This window comes from Hymenobacter gummosus (assembly GCF_003970915.1).
In the GTDB taxonomy this organism is placed as follows: domain Bacteria; phylum Bacteroidota; class Bacteroidia; order Cytophagales; family Hymenobacteraceae; genus Solirubrum; species Solirubrum gummosum.
This window is the reverse complement of the sequence record NZ_RXOF01000008.1, coordinates 232,127-249,485: the sequence shown is the minus strand read 5'-3', so window position 1 is coordinate 249,485 and position 17,359 is coordinate 232,127. Positions and strand designations below refer to the sequence as shown.

Annotated in this window: 10 protein-coding genes; 7 read left to right on the top strand and 3 right to left on the bottom strand. The window is 65.7% G+C overall.

The features are described from left to right. Positions 1-68 precede the first annotated feature (68 nt). The 4 genes from EJV47_RS15480 (at position 69) to kduI (ending at position 6,185) form a co-directional block, all read left to right on the top strand. Positions 69-1,169, top strand: coding sequence for an endo-1,4-beta-xylanase (locus tag EJV47_RS15480; protein WP_126694065.1), 1,101 nt, complete (start codon positions 69-71; stop codon positions 1,167-1,169). 265 nt (positions 1,170-1,434) lie between these two features. Then, positions 1,435-4,059: a glycosyl hydrolase 115 family protein gene (locus EJV47_RS15475; RefSeq protein WP_126694064.1), complete on the top strand. Its 2,625-nt coding sequence runs from the start codon at positions 1,435-1,437 to the stop codon at positions 4,057-4,059. A gap of 434 nt (positions 4,060-4,493) precedes the next feature. Next, on the top strand, positions 4,494-5,264 hold the full coding sequence (gene kduD / locus EJV47_RS15470) for a 2-dehydro-3-deoxy-D-gluconate 5-dehydrogenase KduD (RefSeq protein ID WP_126694063.1): 771 nt from the start codon (positions 4,494-4,496) through the stop codon (positions 5,262-5,264). 102 nt (positions 5,265-5,366) lie between these two features. Next, a complete protein-coding gene (gene kduI / locus EJV47_RS15465) occupies positions 5,367-6,185 on the top strand; it encodes a 5-dehydro-4-deoxy-D-glucuronate isomerase (RefSeq protein WP_126694062.1) in 819 nt (272 codons plus the stop codon). A 76-nt stretch (positions 6,186-6,261) separates the two neighbouring features. Here the strand turns inward: kduI and EJV47_RS15460 are convergent, their stop codons facing one another. From EJV47_RS15460 to EJV47_RS15450, 3 genes are all read right to left on the bottom strand, one after another. Beyond that, positions 6,262-7,044 (bottom strand): hypothetical protein, encoded by a 783-nt coding sequence (locus tag EJV47_RS15460; RefSeq protein WP_126694061.1) that lies wholly within the window; start codon positions 7,042-7,044, stop codon positions 6,262-6,264. An 80-nt stretch (positions 7,045-7,124) separates the two neighbouring features. Next, positions 7,125-7,535, bottom strand: coding sequence for a hypothetical protein (locus EJV47_RS15455; protein ID WP_126694060.1), 411 nt, complete (start codon positions 7,533-7,535; stop codon positions 7,125-7,127). A 5-nt stretch (positions 7,536-7,540) separates the two neighbouring features. Beyond that, the gene (locus tag EJV47_RS15450; protein WP_126694059.1) at positions 7,541-8,461 is read right to left on the bottom strand and encodes a pirin family protein; all 921 of its coding nucleotides are present in this window, start codon (positions 8,459-8,461) and stop codon (positions 7,541-7,543) included. Positions 8,462-9,021: 560 nt separating this feature from the next. Here EJV47_RS15450 and EJV47_RS15445 point away from each other — a divergent pair. From EJV47_RS15445 to EJV47_RS15435, 3 genes are all read left to right on the top strand, one after another. Further along, on the top strand, positions 9,022-10,449 hold the full coding sequence (locus tag EJV47_RS15445; protein ID WP_126694058.1) for a carbohydrate-binding protein: 1,428 nt from the start codon (positions 9,022-9,024) through the stop codon (positions 10,447-10,449). A 599-nt stretch (positions 10,450-11,048) separates the two neighbouring features. Continuing rightward, positions 11,049-15,302 carry an Ig-like domain-containing protein gene (locus EJV47_RS15440; protein WP_126694057.1) on the top strand — a complete coding sequence of 1,418 codons (4,254 nt, stop codon included), beginning with the start codon at positions 11,049-11,051 and terminating at the stop codon, positions 15,300-15,302. A gap of 94 nt (positions 15,303-15,396) precedes the next feature. Beyond that, complete coding sequence (locus EJV47_RS15435; RefSeq protein WP_126694056.1) at positions 15,397-17,274, top strand: cellulase family glycosylhydrolase; 1,878 nt, start codon at positions 15,397-15,399, stop codon at positions 17,272-17,274. Positions 17,275-17,359 lie beyond the last annotated feature (85 nt).

Here is a 17,359-nt window from a genome sequence, read left to right as displayed (position 1 = left end):
ATGGCGCCCCTCAACTCCGAAACGCGGCTTCGGCCGGCTGGCCTGACCATTTTTTACCACCCAACACGATGACGCTTACTTCCCGGTTTCCCTCCCGCCGCCTGCTTGGCGCCGCGGTGCTGCTGAGCGCCGCCGGCCTGCTCGGCAGCAGCCGGCGCCCCGCGGCCGACAAAGGCCTCAAGGACTACTACAAGGACTACTTTCCGGTGGGCGTGGCCGTGGGGCCGCAGTCCATCAAAGGCCCGGAGGCGGCGCTGATCAAGGCGCAGTTCAACAGCGTGACCCCGGAAAACGCCATGAAAATGGGCCCGATTCACCCGGAGGAAAACCGCTACTTCTGGACCGATGCCGACGCCATTGTGGATTTCGCGCAGGCCAACAAGCTGCGGGTGCGCGGCCATACCCTGTGCTGGCACGAGCAGACGCCCAAGTGGCTCTTCAAAGACGCGCAGGGCAAACAGGTATCGAAAGACGTGCTGCTGGCGCGGCTGAAAAGCCACATCGAAACGGTGGTGAAGCGCTACAAGGGCCGGATTTACGCCTGGGACGTGGTCAACGAGGCCATTGACGACAACCCCCAGGCGTTTCTGCGCAACTCGGAGTGGTACCAGATCTGCGGGGAGGACTTCATCGTGAAGGCCTTCGAGTACGCCCACGCCGCCGACCCCAAGGCGGTGCTTTTCTACAACGACTACAACACCGAGCGGCCCGAGAAGCGGGAGCGGGTGTACCGCCTGCTCAAAAAGCTCAAGGACGCGGGCGTGCCCGTGCACGGCGTGGGCCTGCAAGGGCACTGGTCCATCTTCGAGCCCACGGAGCAGGAGCTGCGCACGGCCATCGAGCAGTTTGCCTCCCTGGGCCTGCAGGTGCAGATTACGGAGCTGGACGTGTCGGTGTACCCCTGGGAAAAGGAGCGCCGGGCCCGCCGCCCCGACGAATCGGACGCCTACACGCCGGAGCTGGAGCAGAAGCAGGCGGCGCAGTACCAGATGTTCTTCCGCGTGTTCCGCGACTACAAAAAGCACCTCACCGGCGTCACGTTCTGGAACGTGTCGGACAAGTACACCTGGCTGGACACCTACCCCGTGCCCGGCCGCAAAAACTACCCCCTGCTCTTCGACCAGAACCTGCAGCCCAAAAAGGCCTACCAGGCGGTGGTGAAGTTCTAGAGCTGGTACGAGCCAATAACAAAGAACGTCATCCTGAGCAAAGCGAAGGACCTTCCTCGCACCCCGCACCGCCTCTGCCTACGAAGTGCAGACGCTTTTCACTGGCCGGTTGATTAGCCTCAACAGGTGTCATTGCCCACACGAAGAACGTCGGAGCTAAGACTTAAACGGCGGTGCAGGATGCGAGGAAGGTCCTTCGCTCTGCTCAGGATGACAGCAAGCGGCCCACTGCGCTGTTACTGCTTACTTCGCGTTTCGCATTCCTATGATTTTCCGTTCGACCTTTCCCCTCCGCCTGCGCTGGCTGCCGCTGCTGCTCCTTCTGCTGACGGCCGCCGGCTCCTCCCTGGCCGGCCCGGCCGTGCCCGGCGCCGAAGCCTACGTCTCGCCCGACAAGGGCAAGGGCCGCTTCCCGCTGGTGGCTGGCGGCCAGGCGGCCCCGCTCTTCGCCAGCGCCCAGGACTGGCCCGGCGTGCTGCGCGCCGCCCGCGACCTGCAGGCCGACATCAACCGCGTTACCAGCCTGCAGCCCGCGCTGACGACCGATAAAGCCCCGAGCGGCAAGCAGGTCGTTATTATCGGTACCGTCGGCAAGAGCCCGCTCATCGACGGGCTGATCCGCAGCAAAAAGCTGGATGCCAGCGGGTTGGCGGGCAAGTGGGAAACCTTCGTGGTGCAGACTGTGGAGAAGCCCCTGCCGGGCGTGGAGCAGGCGCTGGTGGTGGCCGGCAGCGACAAACGCGGCACCATCTACGGCATCTATGATTTGTCGCAGCAGATGGGGGTGTCGCCCTGGTACTGGTGGGCCGACGTGCCCGTGACGCCGCAAAAGGCGCTGTACGTGCTGCCCGGCCGGCACAGCCAGGGCGAGCCGAAAGTGAAATACCGCGGCATCTTCCTGAACGACGAAGCGCCGGCGCTCAGCGGCTGGGCCAAGGAAAAGTTTGGCGGCATCAACTCCAAGATGTACGTGCACGTGTTCGAGCTGATTCTGCGGCTCAAGGGCAACTACCTCTGGCCCGCCATGTGGGGCAACGCCTTCAACGACGACGACAAGCAAAGCCCGGTGCTGGCCGACGAGTACGGCGTGGTAATGGGCACCTCGCACCACGAGCCCATGGTCCGTTCGCAGCAGGAGTGGAAACGCTTCGGCTCGGGTGCCTGGAACTACCAGACCAACCAGAAAACCCTGGCCGACTTCTGGCGGCAGGGCATCGTGAACATGGGCACCAAGGAGAGTATCGTCACCATCGGCATGCGCGGCGACGGCGACGAGCCCATGAGCGAGGACAGCAACATTGCCCTGCTGGAGCGCATCGTGGCCGACCAACGCAAGATACTGGCCGAAGTAACCGGCAAACCCGCCGAGCAGACGCCCCAGCTCTGGGCCCTCTACAAGGAGGTGCAGGACTACTACGACCGCGGCATGCGCGTGCCCGACGACGTGACCCTGCTGCTCTGCGACGACAACTGGGGCAACCTGCGCAAGCTGCCCAAGGCCGGCGAAAAGCCCCGCTCTGGCGGCTACGGCATCTACTACCACTTCGACTACGTAGGCGGCCCGCGCAACTACAAGTGGCTGAACACGAACCCGCTGCCGCGCATCCGGGAGCAGATGAGCCTGGCCCACCAGTACGGCGCCAACCAGATCTGGATTGTGAACGTGGGCGACCTGAAGCCCATGGAGCTGCCCATCAGCTTCTTCCTCGATTACGCCTGGAACCCGGCCCGCATCAGCCCCGGCCAGGAGGCCGACTACGCCCGCCGCTGGGCCGCGCAGCAGTTCGGCCCCAAGCACGAAGCCGCCATCGGTGAGCTGCTGGCCCGCTACGGCAAGTACGCCGGCCGCCGCAAGCCCGAGCTGCTCGACGCCGACACCTACAGCCTCAGCAACTACGCCGAGTGGCCGCGCGTCATGGCCGAGTGGCAGCAGCTGCGTCAGCAGGCCGAGGCGCTGGAATCCCAGCTGCCCGCTGCCCAGCGCGACGCCTACTTCCAGCTGGTGCTGCACCCCATCGTGGCCTCGGCCAACCTGCATGAGCTGTACTACACCGTGGCCCTGAACCGCGCCGCCGCCAAAGCCGGCGCGGCCAACACCAACGAGCTGGCCGATAAAGCCAAGGCCCTGTTTGCCAAGGACGCCGACATCAAGCAGCGCTACCACGCCCTGGCCGGCGGTAAGTGGAACCACATGATGGACCAGACCCACATCGGCTACACCTACTGGCAGCAGCCGCCCGTGGACAAGATGCCCGAGGTGCAGACCCTGGCCCAGACTACCGCCGCCGCGCTGGCCCTGCCGGCCGCCCCGGCGCCCCGGCCGCAGTCGGCCGCTGGGAATGAACCATTCATGGAAACCGACGGCTACGTGAGCATCGAAGCCGCGCACTACAGCCGGGCGGTGGACGCGGGCGGGGTGAAGTGGCAGCTGCTGCCCGATTTGGGCCGCACCCTTTCGGCCGTGACGACCACGCCCGCCACCGCCCCGGCCGCGCTGCCCACGGCCGGCTCGCCCTGCCTGGAGTACCGCGTGCGCTTGAGCAGCCCCGGCCCCGTAACAGTGCAGGCCTATTTGGCCCCCACACTGGATTTTGCCGGGCAGGGCGGACTGCGCTACGCCGTGTCGTTCGACAACGAGCCGCCGCAAGTCATCAACCTGCACCCCGGCCTGGTGGCCGACAACGGCAACCGCCCCTGGGAGCAGGCCGTGGCCCGCAACATTCTTATTAAGGAGTCGAAACACGCCGTGGGCGCCGGGGAGCACACGCTCCGGTTCTGGCGCGTCGACCCGGGCGTGGTGCTGCAGAAGCTCGTCATCGACTGCGGCGGGCTGCAGCCCAGCTACCTCGGTCCGCCCGAGAGTGCCCGCGGCGCGGTGAAGAATCCGTAGGGGCTCCGACTGCTGGTGAGGCTATTTAGGAAATAGAAGCCTACAGAACGTCATGCAGAGGCGCAGCCGAAGCATCTCGCGTGCTGAAGCTCGATAGAAATACTACCGAGCGAGACGCTTCGTCTCTGCTTGATGCGCAGAATGCTCTGCATGACACTTTCCAGCGAGCTACTACACGACGTCTCCCGCTTCGGCGAAGCCTCGGCCACTTTTGTGGAAGGGGACTTTGCCGGAGCGGGAAGCTGCTTTCAGGACAGCGCTACACGGCCATTCAGGAACGCTGAGAACCTCGCGAAACGGTTAATGCGTCCCCAATCAGTGGCTTTTGCGAAATGCAGGAGGCCGCAGTAGGGTTGTTTGCCGGGGCCTGCCTAAGTTTGCCCGCCAGCCTGACCAAACGGGCTGGTCTTCGCACCTAGCCCCGTTTTCGCTTGATGAGTACACTTCCTGCCTTCGACCTGACCGGAAAAATTGCCCTGGTGACGGGCTGCAACAAGGGCATCGGCCAGGGCATGGCGCTGGGCCTGGCCGCCGCCGGCGCCGACATCATCGGCGTATCGGCCACGATGGCGCTGCAGGGCTCCGAGACCGAGCAGCAGGTGCAGGCCCTGGGCCGCCGGTTCACCGCCTACCAGTGCGACTTCAGCCAGCGCGCCGCCACCGACGCCTTCGTGACCCAGGTCATGGCCGACTTCCCGCAAATCGACATCCTGGTCAACAACGCCGGCACCATCAAGCGCGCCCCGGCCGCCGAGCACGCCGACGAGCTGTGGGATGAAGTCCTGAAAATCAACCTTGACGCCCCGTTCCGGGTGGCCCGGGCCATCGGCGGGCGCATGGTGCAGCAGGGCGCGGGCAAAATCATCTTCACCGCCTCGCTGCTGACCTTCCAGGGCGGCATCAACGTGCCCGGCTACGCGGCGAGCAAAGGCGCCATCGGCAGCGTGGTGAAGGCCCTGGCCAACGAATGGGCCGGCAAGGGCGTGAACGTCAACGCCATTGCCCCCGGCTACATCGCCACCGACAACACCGAGGCCCTGCGCAACGACCCGGACCGCTCCCAGAGCATCCTGGGCCGCATTCCCGCCGGCCGCTGGGGCACCCCCGCCGACTTCGCCGGCCCCACCGTCTTCCTGGCCTCCGACGCCAGCAGCTACGTGCACGGCACCATCCTCACCGTCGACGGCGGCTGGATGGGACGATAAGGCGGTGATTTAGTGATTTAGCGACTTAGTGAATTGATGTTCAAGAATTTGCTAAGCCACTAAATCACTAAGTCGCTAAATCACCACCTCACTAAATCACACATGGAACAACGCTTTGCCGTGAGCCCGCGCGAAACCGCGCAGCTGAATACCGCCGAGTTGCGGGAGCATTTTCTGATTGAGCAGCTTTTCGTCACGGGCGAAATTACGCTCGTGTATACCCACTACGACCGCATGATTGTGGGCGGAGTGGTGCCCACCAGCCAGGCCATCAGCCTGCCGAACCCCGGCGAGCTGAAAGCCAACTTCTTCCTGGAGCGCCGGGAGCTGGGCATTCTGAACGTGGGCTCGGCCGGGCAGGTCACCGTCGACGGGCAGACCTACGAGCTGGGCAACCAGGACTGCCTGTACGTGGGCCGCGGCTCGAAAGACGTGCAGTTCGCAGGCGAAGGGGCGCGCTACTACGTGCTATCGGCGCCGGCGCACAAGGAATACCCCACCACCCGCCGCACCCAGGCCGAGGCCACGCCGGTGGAAATGGGCGCGCTGGAAACCGCCAACCAGCGCACCATCTACAAGTACATCTACAACGAGGGTATTCAGAGCTGCCAGCTGGTCATGGGCCTCACGCAGCTCAAAACCGGCTCGGTGTGGAACACCATGCCCTCGCACACGCACACCCGGCGCATGGAGGCCTACCTGTACTTCAACCTGCCCGAAAACCAGCGCGTGTTGCACCTGATGGGCCAGCCCTCGGAAACCCGCCCGCTGTGGGTGTCGAACGAGCAGGCCATTCTGTCGCCGCCCTGGTCCATCCACACGGGCTGCGGTACCTCGGCCTACGCCTTTATCTGGGGCATGGCCGGCGAAAACCTGGAGTACACCGACATGGACCCGGTAGGCATCTACGATTTGCGCTGAGCCGAAATCGGCCAACTATCAACGGCCCCACCGTAGCTGCTCCGGCTGCGGTGGGGCCGCTGGCATTTCGGGGTGGTTAGCGCATCAGCCAGGCGCCGAGGCGCTGCCACCAGGGCCGGACGGCCCGCTCGGTGGCCCATTGCTGCGCCTGCTGCTGGGTGGCCTGGGTTCGTTCGCGCATACTGGGGGCGTTGGTGTAGGTGGCCAGTAGCTGCTCCCCGCGGGCGGCTACATCATCGGCGGGCTCGGTCAGGCTGAACACCATGAGCTTGTCGGCGGAGCGGCGCACCACCAGCTGCTCGTTGCGGCCCCAGTAGATGAGGTCGGGCGGCAGGTCGGGGTAGGGGGCCACCTGGAAGGCTTCGGCCAGGGCCGCCACGGGTATGGCGCCCTCCTCGAAGTAGCCGAAATACACTCGCTCGTAGGGCTGCGCGCGCAGTTCCGCCCATACGGCCTTGTCTTCGATGATGGCGTCGAAGCTGTTGGCGTGCAGCTGCCAGTTTTCGTAGTAGCGGCCCTGCTCATCAAGGTGGAAATCCATCTGGTAGAGTGTATCGGCGCAGGCAAACAGGTGGTGGCTGCGGTCCTCGTCGGGCGGCTCGTGGATCAGCGTATCGGCTTTGTGGGGCGGGCTAAAATCACCGCGGGCGAGTTTGCCGTGCAGCAGGCCGAAGCAGATGGGCTCCAGGCCCGCGTAGAGCATCAAGCCGCCGTAAGTCAGCTGAAAATCCAACAGGGCGGGGGAGGGCTGCAGCCCCAGCCGGGTAAATGCCCGCGCCACCACAGCCGGGTCGCGCACGGCGTCGGCCCGCCACTGCTGCTGCGCCAGGAAGGCGGCGGCTCGTTTGCTGAGGTGCATCGAAGGAAGGGAAAGCTGAGGCTGGGCGAGAATAGCGGAAGATAGAGGCTAGGTTGGGCTTGGCGGCGTGCTGCGCCGGATCAGGCCAGTCGGGCGCCCTCCAGCACCGTTTCAAACTCGGCGGGGCTCAGGCCGGTGGCGCAGAGCATCAGCTGGGCTGCGGGCAGTGGCAGGTGCGTGACCAGGGCCCGTTGCGCCCAGCCCATAAACAAATCGGTTTCGTGGACCTGCACCGGCTGCCCGGCCAGCTGCGCCGGCCAGGTACGCACGCTGCGCATGGGGCCACCGGGCCGGGGCGCGCGGGGCTGCCAGTAGAACAAGTGCAGGGCCGCGCCACCGGGGGCCTCCCAGCGCCAGAAATCCTCCTGCACCAGCGTTTCGGGCGGGAAGGGCAGGGGCACCCGCTCCGTGGAGTGGTGGGCCAACTGGTAAGCAGCGGGCAGGGCCAGCACCAGCGGCCCGGCGGGCCAGTCGGTCAGGGCAGCAGCCATAGCCGTTAGGACAGCGCCTGCGGGGGCGGGGTGCCGGTGCCGGCGGGGCGCGTTTTGTCCTCGGGCAAGGGCACGAACTCGGCGTTGTCGTTGGGCGGCAGCTCGATGCGGCCGGCTTTCCAGTCGGCCTTGGCCTGCTCAATCCGCTCCTTGCGCGAGGACACGAAGTTCCACCAGATAAACCGTTCCCCCAGCGGCTCGCCGCCCAGCAGCATCAGCGTGCTGGCTTCCAGGGCCACGATAACCGGGTCGATGCCGGGGGTGAAGACCAGCAGCTGCCCGGGGCCGTAGCGGCGGCCGGCCACTTCCACCAGGCCCTTGGCCACGTAGGCGCCGCGCTCGGGGTAGCCGCGGGGCGGGCCAAACCTGGCGCCGGGCTGCAGCACCACGTGCAGATAGAACAGCGGGGAGTGCGTGCGCACGTCGTTGCGCAGGCCGAAGGCGTCGCCGGCAATCAGGCGCATCCACACGCCGGTGTCGGTGAAGATGGGCAGCTCGTGGGGCTGGTAGTTGGTGAACGAGGGCGCGTCTTCCTCGGCCGATTCGGGCAGGGCCACCCAGGTCTGAATCATTTCCAGCTGCCCGCCGGCCAGCGTGGCCGGGTCCTCAAACCGCTCGGAGTGGGCTATGCCGCGGCCGGCCGTCATCCAGTTGACCTCACCGGGCCGGATAATCTGCTGCACACCCAGGCTGTCGCGGTGCGTGACCTGCCCGCCGAACAGGTAGCTGACCGTCGACAGCCCGATGTGGGGGTGGGGCAGCACGTCGAGGTCGGGCAGGCGCTCGGGGGCCAGCTGCACGGGACCGGCGTGGTCCATGAAAATGAACGGGCCCAGCATGCGGCGCAGGCGGTAGGGCAGGATGCGGCGCACTTCAAAGCCCGGGCTGAGGGCAGCCTGGCGGGCGTCGATAACTAAATCCAGCATGGCGGCAAGGCTTGGATGAGGGAGAAGAGTGAGGCGTTGGCGGGCCCAAAATACACGTTGCCGCGGATTACGGCAGCGAGGCAGAGCCAAGGCAAAACTGCCGGCCGGCGGAATAGTTGGGGCCGCTCAACGGGTGGCCAAAGGCGCAGCCGACCGGAGGCGGTAGGGGCTACCGGATGAGAGCAAACGGTGTAGCTACTTGAAAAAAAGTTAGGTCGGGGCCGGCTTTTTCTGATTGTTTCTTAACAGTAGCAAACGTTTGCGGTAGATGGTAGCAATGCCGCTGGCAGGGCGGAATTTTGGGGCCGGCGCGTGTGCCTTAGGTGTACAACGCTGATGTGATTAAAACTAGAAAAGCTTGATTAGGCGCTGTTTGGGCGGTTTGTGGGCTTGCATTTACGCCGCTGGGTAGGAATATTTGGTTGCACAAGCAGCGCCGACTGGCCTAAGCGGCCGACGGTTTTCGCCCGGCAACTCCGGCTGCCCGCTGGGGTTGACGTTTTTGCATTCCGCCCGGCTGGCCTTTCCCCCGACCATTCCATTCCCAACCCAAACACCTTATGAAGAACCTGTTTACCTCGCTCCTGAGCGCGGGGGCCGTGGCCGCGCTTTGCCTCTCGGCCACCCCCGGCGCTACCGCCCAAACCTACCAGCAGGTCTGGGCCGACGAATTCAACGGCAGCATCAGCTCCAGCTGGGTATTTGAAACCGGCGGCGGCGGCTGGGGCAACAACGAAAAGCAGTACTACCAGCGCGCCAACGCCACCACCACCAGCACCGACCTCGTCATCACGGCCCGCAAGGAAAGCGTGGGGGGCTACCCCTACACCTCGGCCCGCATGAAAACGCAGGGGCTGAAGCAGTTTACCTACGGCAAAATGGAAGCCCGCATCAAGCTGCCGCTGGGCCAGGGCCTGTGGCCGGCGTTCTGGATGCTGGGCGCCAACATCGGGCAGGTAGGCTGGCCGGCCTGCGGCGAAATCGACGTGATGGAGCAGGTGAATGCCGACAGCCGCGCCTACGGCACCGTGCACTGGGACAGCAACGGCTACGCCAGCTACGGCGGCAATACGCCCGTGGCGGCCAACGTCTACCACGTGTATTCGGTTGAGTGGGAGCCGAGCTACATCCGCTGGTTTGTGGACGGGGTGAAGTACCACGAAATCAACATTGCCGGCAATGCCGGCGGCACGGAGGAGTTTCAGCGGCCCTTCTTCCTGCTGCTAAACCTGGCCGTGGCCGGCAACTGGCCCGGCCAGACGGTGGACGAGAGCAAGCTGCCGGCGGCCATGTACGTCGACTACGTGCGGGTATACCAGAAAACCAGCACGCCGCCCAGCTCCACGCTGATTCAGGCGGAGAGCTACTCGTCGATGAACGGAGTGCAGGTGGAAGCCTGCTCGGAAGGCGGTCAGAACGTGGGCTACGTGGACGCGGGGGACTGGATGGCCTACAACAACATCAACTTCCCCACCTCCGGCTCCTACACCATCGAGTACCGCGTGGCCAGCCCGAGCGGGGGCACCCTCTCGTCGGATTTGAACGCGGGGGCCATCCAGCTGGGCAACACGGCCGTGCCGGCCACCGGGGGCTGGCAGACCTGGACGACCGTCTCGCGCACGGTGAACGTGAATGCGGGCACCTACAACTTCGGCGTCTTCGCCCAGACCGGCGGCTGGAACCTGAACTGGATTCGCATCACCAAAAACGCCGCCCGCGGAACTTCGGTCACGGCTACCGCCCGCGCGCAGGAGCTGGGCGGCGTGGAGCTGTTTCCGAACCCGGTGCGGCACGAGTTGCGCGTGAAGCTGCCCGCCGCCCCGGCGCAGCAGCTGACGGTGACCAACCTGGTCGGGGCGGTGGTGCTGCGGCAGCCGGCCACCGGCAGCGAGGCGCGGCTCGACGTGGCGCAGCTGCCCGCGGGCGTGTACCTGCTCACGGTGGAATCGGCGGCGGGCAAGGCGACGCAGCGCTTCGTGAAGGAGTAGCTACGGGCCGCCCTGGGCGGCAACGGAAAGGGGCCAGGGCCGGTCGTGCGGAAGCGCGGCCGGCCCTGGTTTTTACTGGCCAACGGTGCCCGAAACAGAGGTCGGGCTGCAGCATCCGCGGGAAGCTGGTGGGTGCCTGGACGGAGTCGCCGCGGGCCGGAAAATATTATGCGTCTGGATACAGTTTTTTCATTGTTTGTTATCCGCCCGGTGGTGCGAGTCCGGAGCTGATGCAGCAGCGGCCCCACTGCAAATACGTCGCAAAACGGTGTGCGCTAAGCGTACAGTAAGGATAAAAAACGGCGCATATAGCGCAATTAGGCGGTTTTTGACGCTTGCTTTTAGCTGACAACGCCTATAGATTTGACCTACTTCCGGGTGGCTGCTGACCAAGCCCAGCCGGCCGCGCTACTCCCCCCGCGCCGCTGACGGCCCCCGGCAAAATTCCCCGCTCTTCCTGCTCCGCACCGGCGCGGCTTCCTCCGGGAAGCCCGGTCCGGTGGCCTGCCGGCCGCTCACGCCGACAGTGGTTGACTCCCCCGATCCGCCGGGGGAGCGGCCGGCTATTGCCCGCTCATTCCCCAACCAACACTCCTTTTATGAAGACATCAATACTCCCTGGCGCGGCCGGGCAGTGGTTGCGCCGCGGCGCCCTGCTGCTGGGTGCCGGCGCGGGCCTCGCCCTGCTCACGCCCGGCACCGCCCGGGCCCAATGCAATCAGCTGGTGTGGCAGGACGAGTTCAACGTCGCCGGCGACCTGAGCAAGTGGCGCGTGTACGAGGGCGACGGCTGCGCCGAAAACCTCTGCAACTTCGGCAACGCCGAGCTGCAGGCCTACAAGGCCGCCAACGCCGTGGTGGCCGGGGGCAACCTCACCATCACCACCCGCTACGAGCCGGCCACCGTGGGCGGGCGCAGCTACAACTACACCTCGGCCAAGCTCTACTCCAAAACGGCCGCCGGCGCGCTGCAAACCTTCAAGTACGGTCGCATCGAGGCCAGCATCAAGATTCCCTCGGCGCAGGGCGTGTGGCCCGCCTTCTGGATGCTGCCCGACCCGAGCAACTGGCCCTCCACCGGCGAAATCGACATCATGGAGGCCAAGCACAAGAACCCGACCTCCGTGGCCGGCACCATTCACTACGACGACAACGGCTGGCACTTCACCGGCCGCGAAACCACCGGCACCGTCGACCTGAGCACCGGCTTCCACACCTACGCGGTGGAGTGGAGCCCGAACCAGATCAAGTGGTTTATCGACAACACGCTGTTCAATACGGCCTCGCCCAAAACCACCTCGGGCGGCGCCTGGCCCTTCAACGACGGCAACTTCTACCTGATGCTGAACTCGGCCGTGGGCGGGCCCGGCACCGGCTTCACCGGCCTGGGCCTCAATCCCAACCCGGCCGACTACCCCACCACCATGCAGGTGGATTTCGTGCGGGTGTACCGCGGCAGCTACAACTACGCCGTGCTCGGCGACGAGACGGTGTACCAGAACGACGCGGGCAAAACCTACCGTATTGACGCGGTATCGGGCGCTACCTACAGCTGGTCGGTGCCGGCCGGCGCGACGATTACGGCCGGGCAGGGCACCAACGCCGTGCAGGTAAGCTGGGGCAGCTCGGCCGGGGGCAACGTGACGGTGACGACGGCCGTGAGCGGCTGCCCGACTGGTACTTACTCGTTGCCCGTAACCGTGAGTCCCGCCCTGCAGCTGGAAAAGGTGTACGAGGATTTTGAGGCCAACCGCTTTATCACCTACGCCTCGGCCACCGGCACGCTCACGCAGGCGCTGACCAACCCGGTGAGCGGCGGGCAGAACACCTCGGCCAAAGTGGCCCGCTACGTGCGCAATTCGTCGGAGCAGTACGACGTCATTTCTATGCGCAACCTCACCGTCGGCAACGCCAACGACTTCGTGGCCGGGCGCAAGAAAATCTACCTCGACGTGTACTCCACCGCGCCGGTAGGCAGCAAGGTGACGCTGCAGCTGGAAAACAGCTCCGTCACGACGGCCACCAACTTCCCGCTGGGCCGCCACAGCGCATACCGCGCTTACACCAGCCGGCAGAATGCCTGGGAAACCCTGGAGTTCGACCTGGAGCGCAGCATCGACGCGGGCACCAGCATCTACAGCATCGACAACGTGACTTTGCTGTTTCAGCCCGCCAGCAGCTCCGGCGCCACCTTCTACTTCGACAACCTGCTGGTGAAGCAGCAGCCCGTGCCGGCCGTGGTGAGCACCGACGTGCTGATCAACTACGACGGCGCGGCCCGCATCAAGCAGAACGCCGCCAAGACCAACGGCGCCTACACGGCCAACTTCACCAACCCTTCGGCCTCGGGCGTGAACACCTCGGCCCGGGTAGCCCGCTACGTGCGCAACAGCTCGGAGCAGTACGACGTGCTGTTTTTCGACGCGACGCCGGCCGGCACCATCATCGAGGACGCGGCCCTGTTTAAAAACCAGACTTATCAGATTCAGGCCGACGTGTACACGGCCGCGCCGGTGGGCACCGCCGTGCTGCTGAACCTGCAGAACAAAGCCGCCGCCGCGGGCACGTACCCGGCCGGCCGCAACAGCACCTACGAGGCCCGCACCACGGTGCAGAACCAGTGGCAGACGCTGACCTTCAACTACGTAACCTCGCCCGACGCGGGCACGGCCAACGTGGCCATCGACGAGCTGGCCTTCCTGTTCGGCAATAATTCGCTGACCGGCGACACGTACTACGTCGACAACATCCGCATCATCAAGCGGGCCGCCGCGCCGACCTACGCGGCCGGCACCGTGTTCGAGAACTACGACGCGACGCGCAACCTGACCTTCCTGAGCGGCACCGGCACCTACGCGGCGGCCGTGAACAATCCGTCGGCTACGGGCATCAATACTTCGGCCAAAGTGGGCCAGTACGCCCGCAACGTGACCGAGCAGTACGACGTGCTGGCCTTCCGCAACCAGCTGACCAAGGACGGCGCGGCCTACAAAAAGGGAGACAAGGTGTTTGCCATGGACGTGTACACCGCCGCCCCGGCCGGCACCGTCATCAGCTGGCAGCTGGAAAGCAGCGCCGCCTCCCGGCCCCAGAACTACCCCACCGGCCGCCACAGCATCTACCAGGCCGTGGTAAAGCAAACCAACGCCTGGCACACGCTCATCTTCACCTTCGCCAGCGCCCCCGACCCCAGCACCCCCGACGCCGACGTGGACAACTCCGTGTTCCTGTTCGCCCCAAATACGCTGACCGGCCACACTTTCTACGTGGATAACCTGCGCAGCCTGACCAAGAACGGCGCGACGAACGTGGCCCCGTCGGTTAGTCTGACTTCGCCCGCGGCCGGTGCTTCGTTCACGGCCCCGGCCACCATCAGCCTGGCGGCCAATGCCTCGGATTCGGACGGCTCGATCAGCAAAGTCGACTTCTACCAGGGCTCGACGCTGCTCGGTACCGACACCAGCAGCCCCTACAGCTACAGCTGGACCGGCGTAGCCGCCGGCACCTACTCCATCACTGCCCGCGCCACCGACAACGCCGGCGCCGTGACGACCTCCAGCGCCGTATCGGTGACGGTGGCGGCTGCGCCGACGGGGCAGGCCATTCCGGGCAAGATTGAGGCGGAGTCGTTTACTACCCAATCGGGCATTCAGACGGAAGCCACCACCGACACCGGCGGCGGCCTGAACGTGGGCTGGATTGACGCCGGCGACTGGATGGACTATGCCGTGAATGTGGCCTCGGCCGGCACCTACACCGTGAGCTTCCGGGTGGCCAGTGCCACGGGCGGCGGACAGCTGCAGCTGCGCAACAGCGCCGGTACCACCTTGGGCAGCGTGAACGTGGCCAACACCGGCGGCTGGCAGACCTGGGCCACGGCGACGACCAGCGTAACCCTGCCCGCCGGCGCCCAGACCCTGCGGGTGTACGCCCCCGCAGCGGGCGCCAACCTCAACTGGCTGTCGTTTGCCGCCGGCACTACCAACGCCGCCCCGAGCGTCAGCCTGACTTCGCCCGCGGCCGGCGCTTCGTTCACGGCCCCGGCCACTATCAGCCTGGCCGCCAATGCTTCGAATTCGGACGGGACCATCAGCAAAGTCGACTTCTACCAGGGCTCGACGCTGCTCGGTACCGACACCAGCAGCCCCTACACTTACTCCTGGACCGGTGTAGCCGCCGGCACCTACTCTGTTACCGCCCGCGCCACCGACAACGCCGGCGCCGTGACGACCTCCAGCGCCGTATCGGTGACGGTGAACGGCAGCAGCGGCGGCAGCTACTGCGCCACCACCACCGACTTCAGCTACGGGGCGGTGAGCAGCGGCGGTAACGTGACGTTTACCTTCCATCCGCTAGGAGCCACGGCGGGCGGCAACCTGGCCATCCTGTACCTGCGTGTGGGCAGCTCCGGCACCTACCCCGGCTACAGCATGACCAAAAACGCCGCCGGGGACTTCACCTACACCCTGGCGCTGGCAAGCGGCACGGTTACCAGCCTTTACTTCACCTACCAGGTAGGGGCTGGGGGCCCCGAGCGCAACAACGCGGCCTCGCCCTTCACCTACACCGCGGGCCAGAGCTGCACCGCCGCCCGCACCGCCCTGGCTACCACCGCCGCCCGCGCCAGTGCCGCCCTGGCCTTCCCGAACCCGGCCACCGAGGAGCTGACCGTAGTGCTGCCCGGCGGCCCGGCCACCCTCACCCTGACCGATGCGCTGGGCCGCACCGTGCTGGAGCAAGCCGCTCAGCAGCAGTCGGCTACCCTGGACCTGCGGGCCCTGCGCCGGGGCGTGTATTTCCTGACCGTGCGCGGCAAGGCCGGCGTGCAGATGCAGCGCATCGTCAAACAGTAAACTCAATGAAGTGAGTGAATGCGAGGAAAACAGGGTGGGGCTTCCCCATCCTGTTTCTCGCTTTACAGGGCTTCCGTTTTCCCTTTCTGAGGCTATGAATCCAACTTTTTTCCCCAACCGCCCGACCCGTAGTATCCGCCTGACTGCCCTGACCGGGGCGCTGGCCCTGCTTGCCTGCACCGCTTCGGCCCAGCAAATGAGCCGCTTAGCAGCCCGCGGTCCGCAGATTGTGAATGCCCAGGGCCAGCCGGTGGTGCTGCGCGGCGTGAACGTGGGCGGCTGGCTGCTGCAGGAAAGCTACATCCTCAAAACCGACACCCTCGACTGCCAGCGCCGCATCCAGCAGGGCCTGCTGCGCACCATGCCCGAGAAGGACGTGGAGGAGTTCTACCGCCAGTACCGCGCCGGCTTCGTCACCAAGGCCGACATTGATTTTATTGCCAAACAGGGCTTTAACTGCGTGCGGCTGCCCTTTCACTACGATTTGTTTCTGACCCAGCAGCAGCGCTGGGCCCGCACCAAGGCCCTGCAAAGCCCCAAGAGCGACGCCGCCCTGACCGCGTACGTGCAGACGCTCAGCCAGTGGTACGATGCGGGCCAGCTCTTCACCGACCTCGACCAGCTCGACGGCATCCGGGCCATCGACAACGTGCTCGGCTGGTGCGCCGCCGACCAGCTGTACGTGGTGCTCGACCTGCACGCGGCCCCCGGCGGCCAGGGCACCGACCCCAACATCAACGACAACTTCCGCCCCCTGGATTTGTGGAAGCGCCGCGACGCCAAGGGCCGCCTCATCTACCAGGACGTGACCGTGCGCCTCTGGGAACAGCTGGCCCGGCGCTACAAGAACGACCCGCGCATTGCCATGTACGACCTCATCAACGAGCCGCACAACCTGAACGCCGAGCACGGGCTGTCGGCTGACAACCAGGAGCTAAGCGCCTTTTACAGCCGGCTTATCGACGCGGTGCGGGCCCAGAAGGATGAGCACCTGCTGCTGCTGGAAGGCAACGGCTACGGCAACGAGTACACCAACCTGACCCCGGACAAGTTGCGCGTCAAGGACAAAACCGGCTTGGTGTATAATTCGCACCGCTACTGGTGCCCCAACGACGCGCAGGCCGCCGACCCCAACCCCAACCAGATCAACCTGGTGCGGAACCTGGCGGCCTTCCGGGACCGGTGGCAGGTGCCGGTGTGGGTAGGGGAGACGGGCGAAAATTCCAACGAGTGGTTTGCCGCCGCCGTGCAGCAACTCAACGCCCAGAACATCGGCTGGTGCCACTGGAACCTGAAGCGCGTCGACGCCGGCACCAGCTTTCTGCGGGTGAAGCCCTACGGCAGCATCCTGACGGCGGAGGGCCGCGCCAAGCTGCTGCAGAACAGTAAGTTTGAGAACTGCGAAGTCAACCGCGACGCCCTCTTCGCTCTGCTGCAGCCCGCCGACGCCCGCCAGCCCTTCGCCCGCCACACCCTGCCCGCCACCATTCCCGCCGCTGCCTACGACCTCGGCCGCGACGGTGTGGCCTACCACGATACCTACTCGGCCCGGATAGACTACCGCGAGCATAAGCCCACCAACACCGGCGACCAGTACCGCAACGACGGCGTTGATATTCAGGCGTCTACCGAAGCCGGCGCTGGTGGCTACGCCGTAGCCCACACCGAAGCCGGGGAGTGGCTGAGCTACACCGTGACGGTGCCCAAGGCCGGCCAGTACGCCCTGCAGCTGCGCGCCACCAACTCCGGCCCGGCCCCGGCCCGGCTGCAGTTGAAGCTCGGGGAGGCTACCGTGGGCACGTTTACTGTCGCCGCCGACCCGGCAACGACAGGCTGGCAAACCGTGGCCGGCGGCACTGCCTCCCTGCCGGCCGGCACGCACACGCTGCGGCTGCTGGTAGAGCAGCCCGGGGCCGTGCTGGGCTGGCTGCGCTTCGCCGAAACCAAAGCCGCGGCGCAGGGCGGCCAATAGCCTAAGCTGGGCCATTGGGCCCGGCGAACTACTACGCATTGGGTGACAGTGAGCTAGTACTTACTTTTGGTAGGCTACGGCCTCA

Excerpts from the sequence above, each read along its gene's own strand:
- EJV47_RS15440 (WP_126694057.1), top strand. The coding sequence starts at position 11,049 with ATGAAGACATCAATACTCCCTGGCGCGGCCGGGCAGTGGTTGCGCCGC.
- EJV47_RS15435 (WP_126694056.1), top strand. The coding sequence starts at position 15,397 with ATGAATCCAACTTTTTTCCCCAACCGCCCGACCCGTAGTATCCGCCTG.
- kduI (WP_126694062.1), top strand. The coding sequence starts at position 5,367 with ATGGAACAACGCTTTGCCGTGAGCCCGCGCGAAACCGCGCAGCTGAAT.
- EJV47_RS15475 (WP_126694064.1), top strand. The coding sequence starts at position 1,435 with ATGATTTTCCGTTCGACCTTTCCCCTCCGCCTGCGCTGGCTGCCGCTG.
- EJV47_RS15480 (WP_126694065.1), top strand. The coding sequence starts at position 69 with ATGACGCTTACTTCCCGGTTTCCCTCCCGCCGCCTGCTTGGCGCCGCG.
- EJV47_RS15450 (WP_126694059.1), bottom strand. The coding sequence starts at position 8,461 with ATGCTGGATTTAGTTATCGACGCCCGCCAGGCTGCCCTCAGCCCGGGC.
- kduD (WP_126694063.1), top strand. The coding sequence starts at position 4,494 with ATGAGTACACTTCCTGCCTTCGACCTGACCGGAAAAATTGCCCTGGTG.
- EJV47_RS15460 (WP_126694061.1), bottom strand. The coding sequence starts at position 7,044 with ATGCACCTCAGCAAACGAGCCGCCGCCTTCCTGGCGCAGCAGCAGTGG.
- EJV47_RS15445 (WP_126694058.1), top strand. The coding sequence starts at position 9,022 with ATGAAGAACCTGTTTACCTCGCTCCTGAGCGCGGGGGCCGTGGCCGCG.
- EJV47_RS15455 (WP_126694060.1), bottom strand. The coding sequence starts at position 7,535 with ATGGCTGCTGCCCTGACCGACTGGCCCGCCGGGCCGCTGGTGCTGGCC.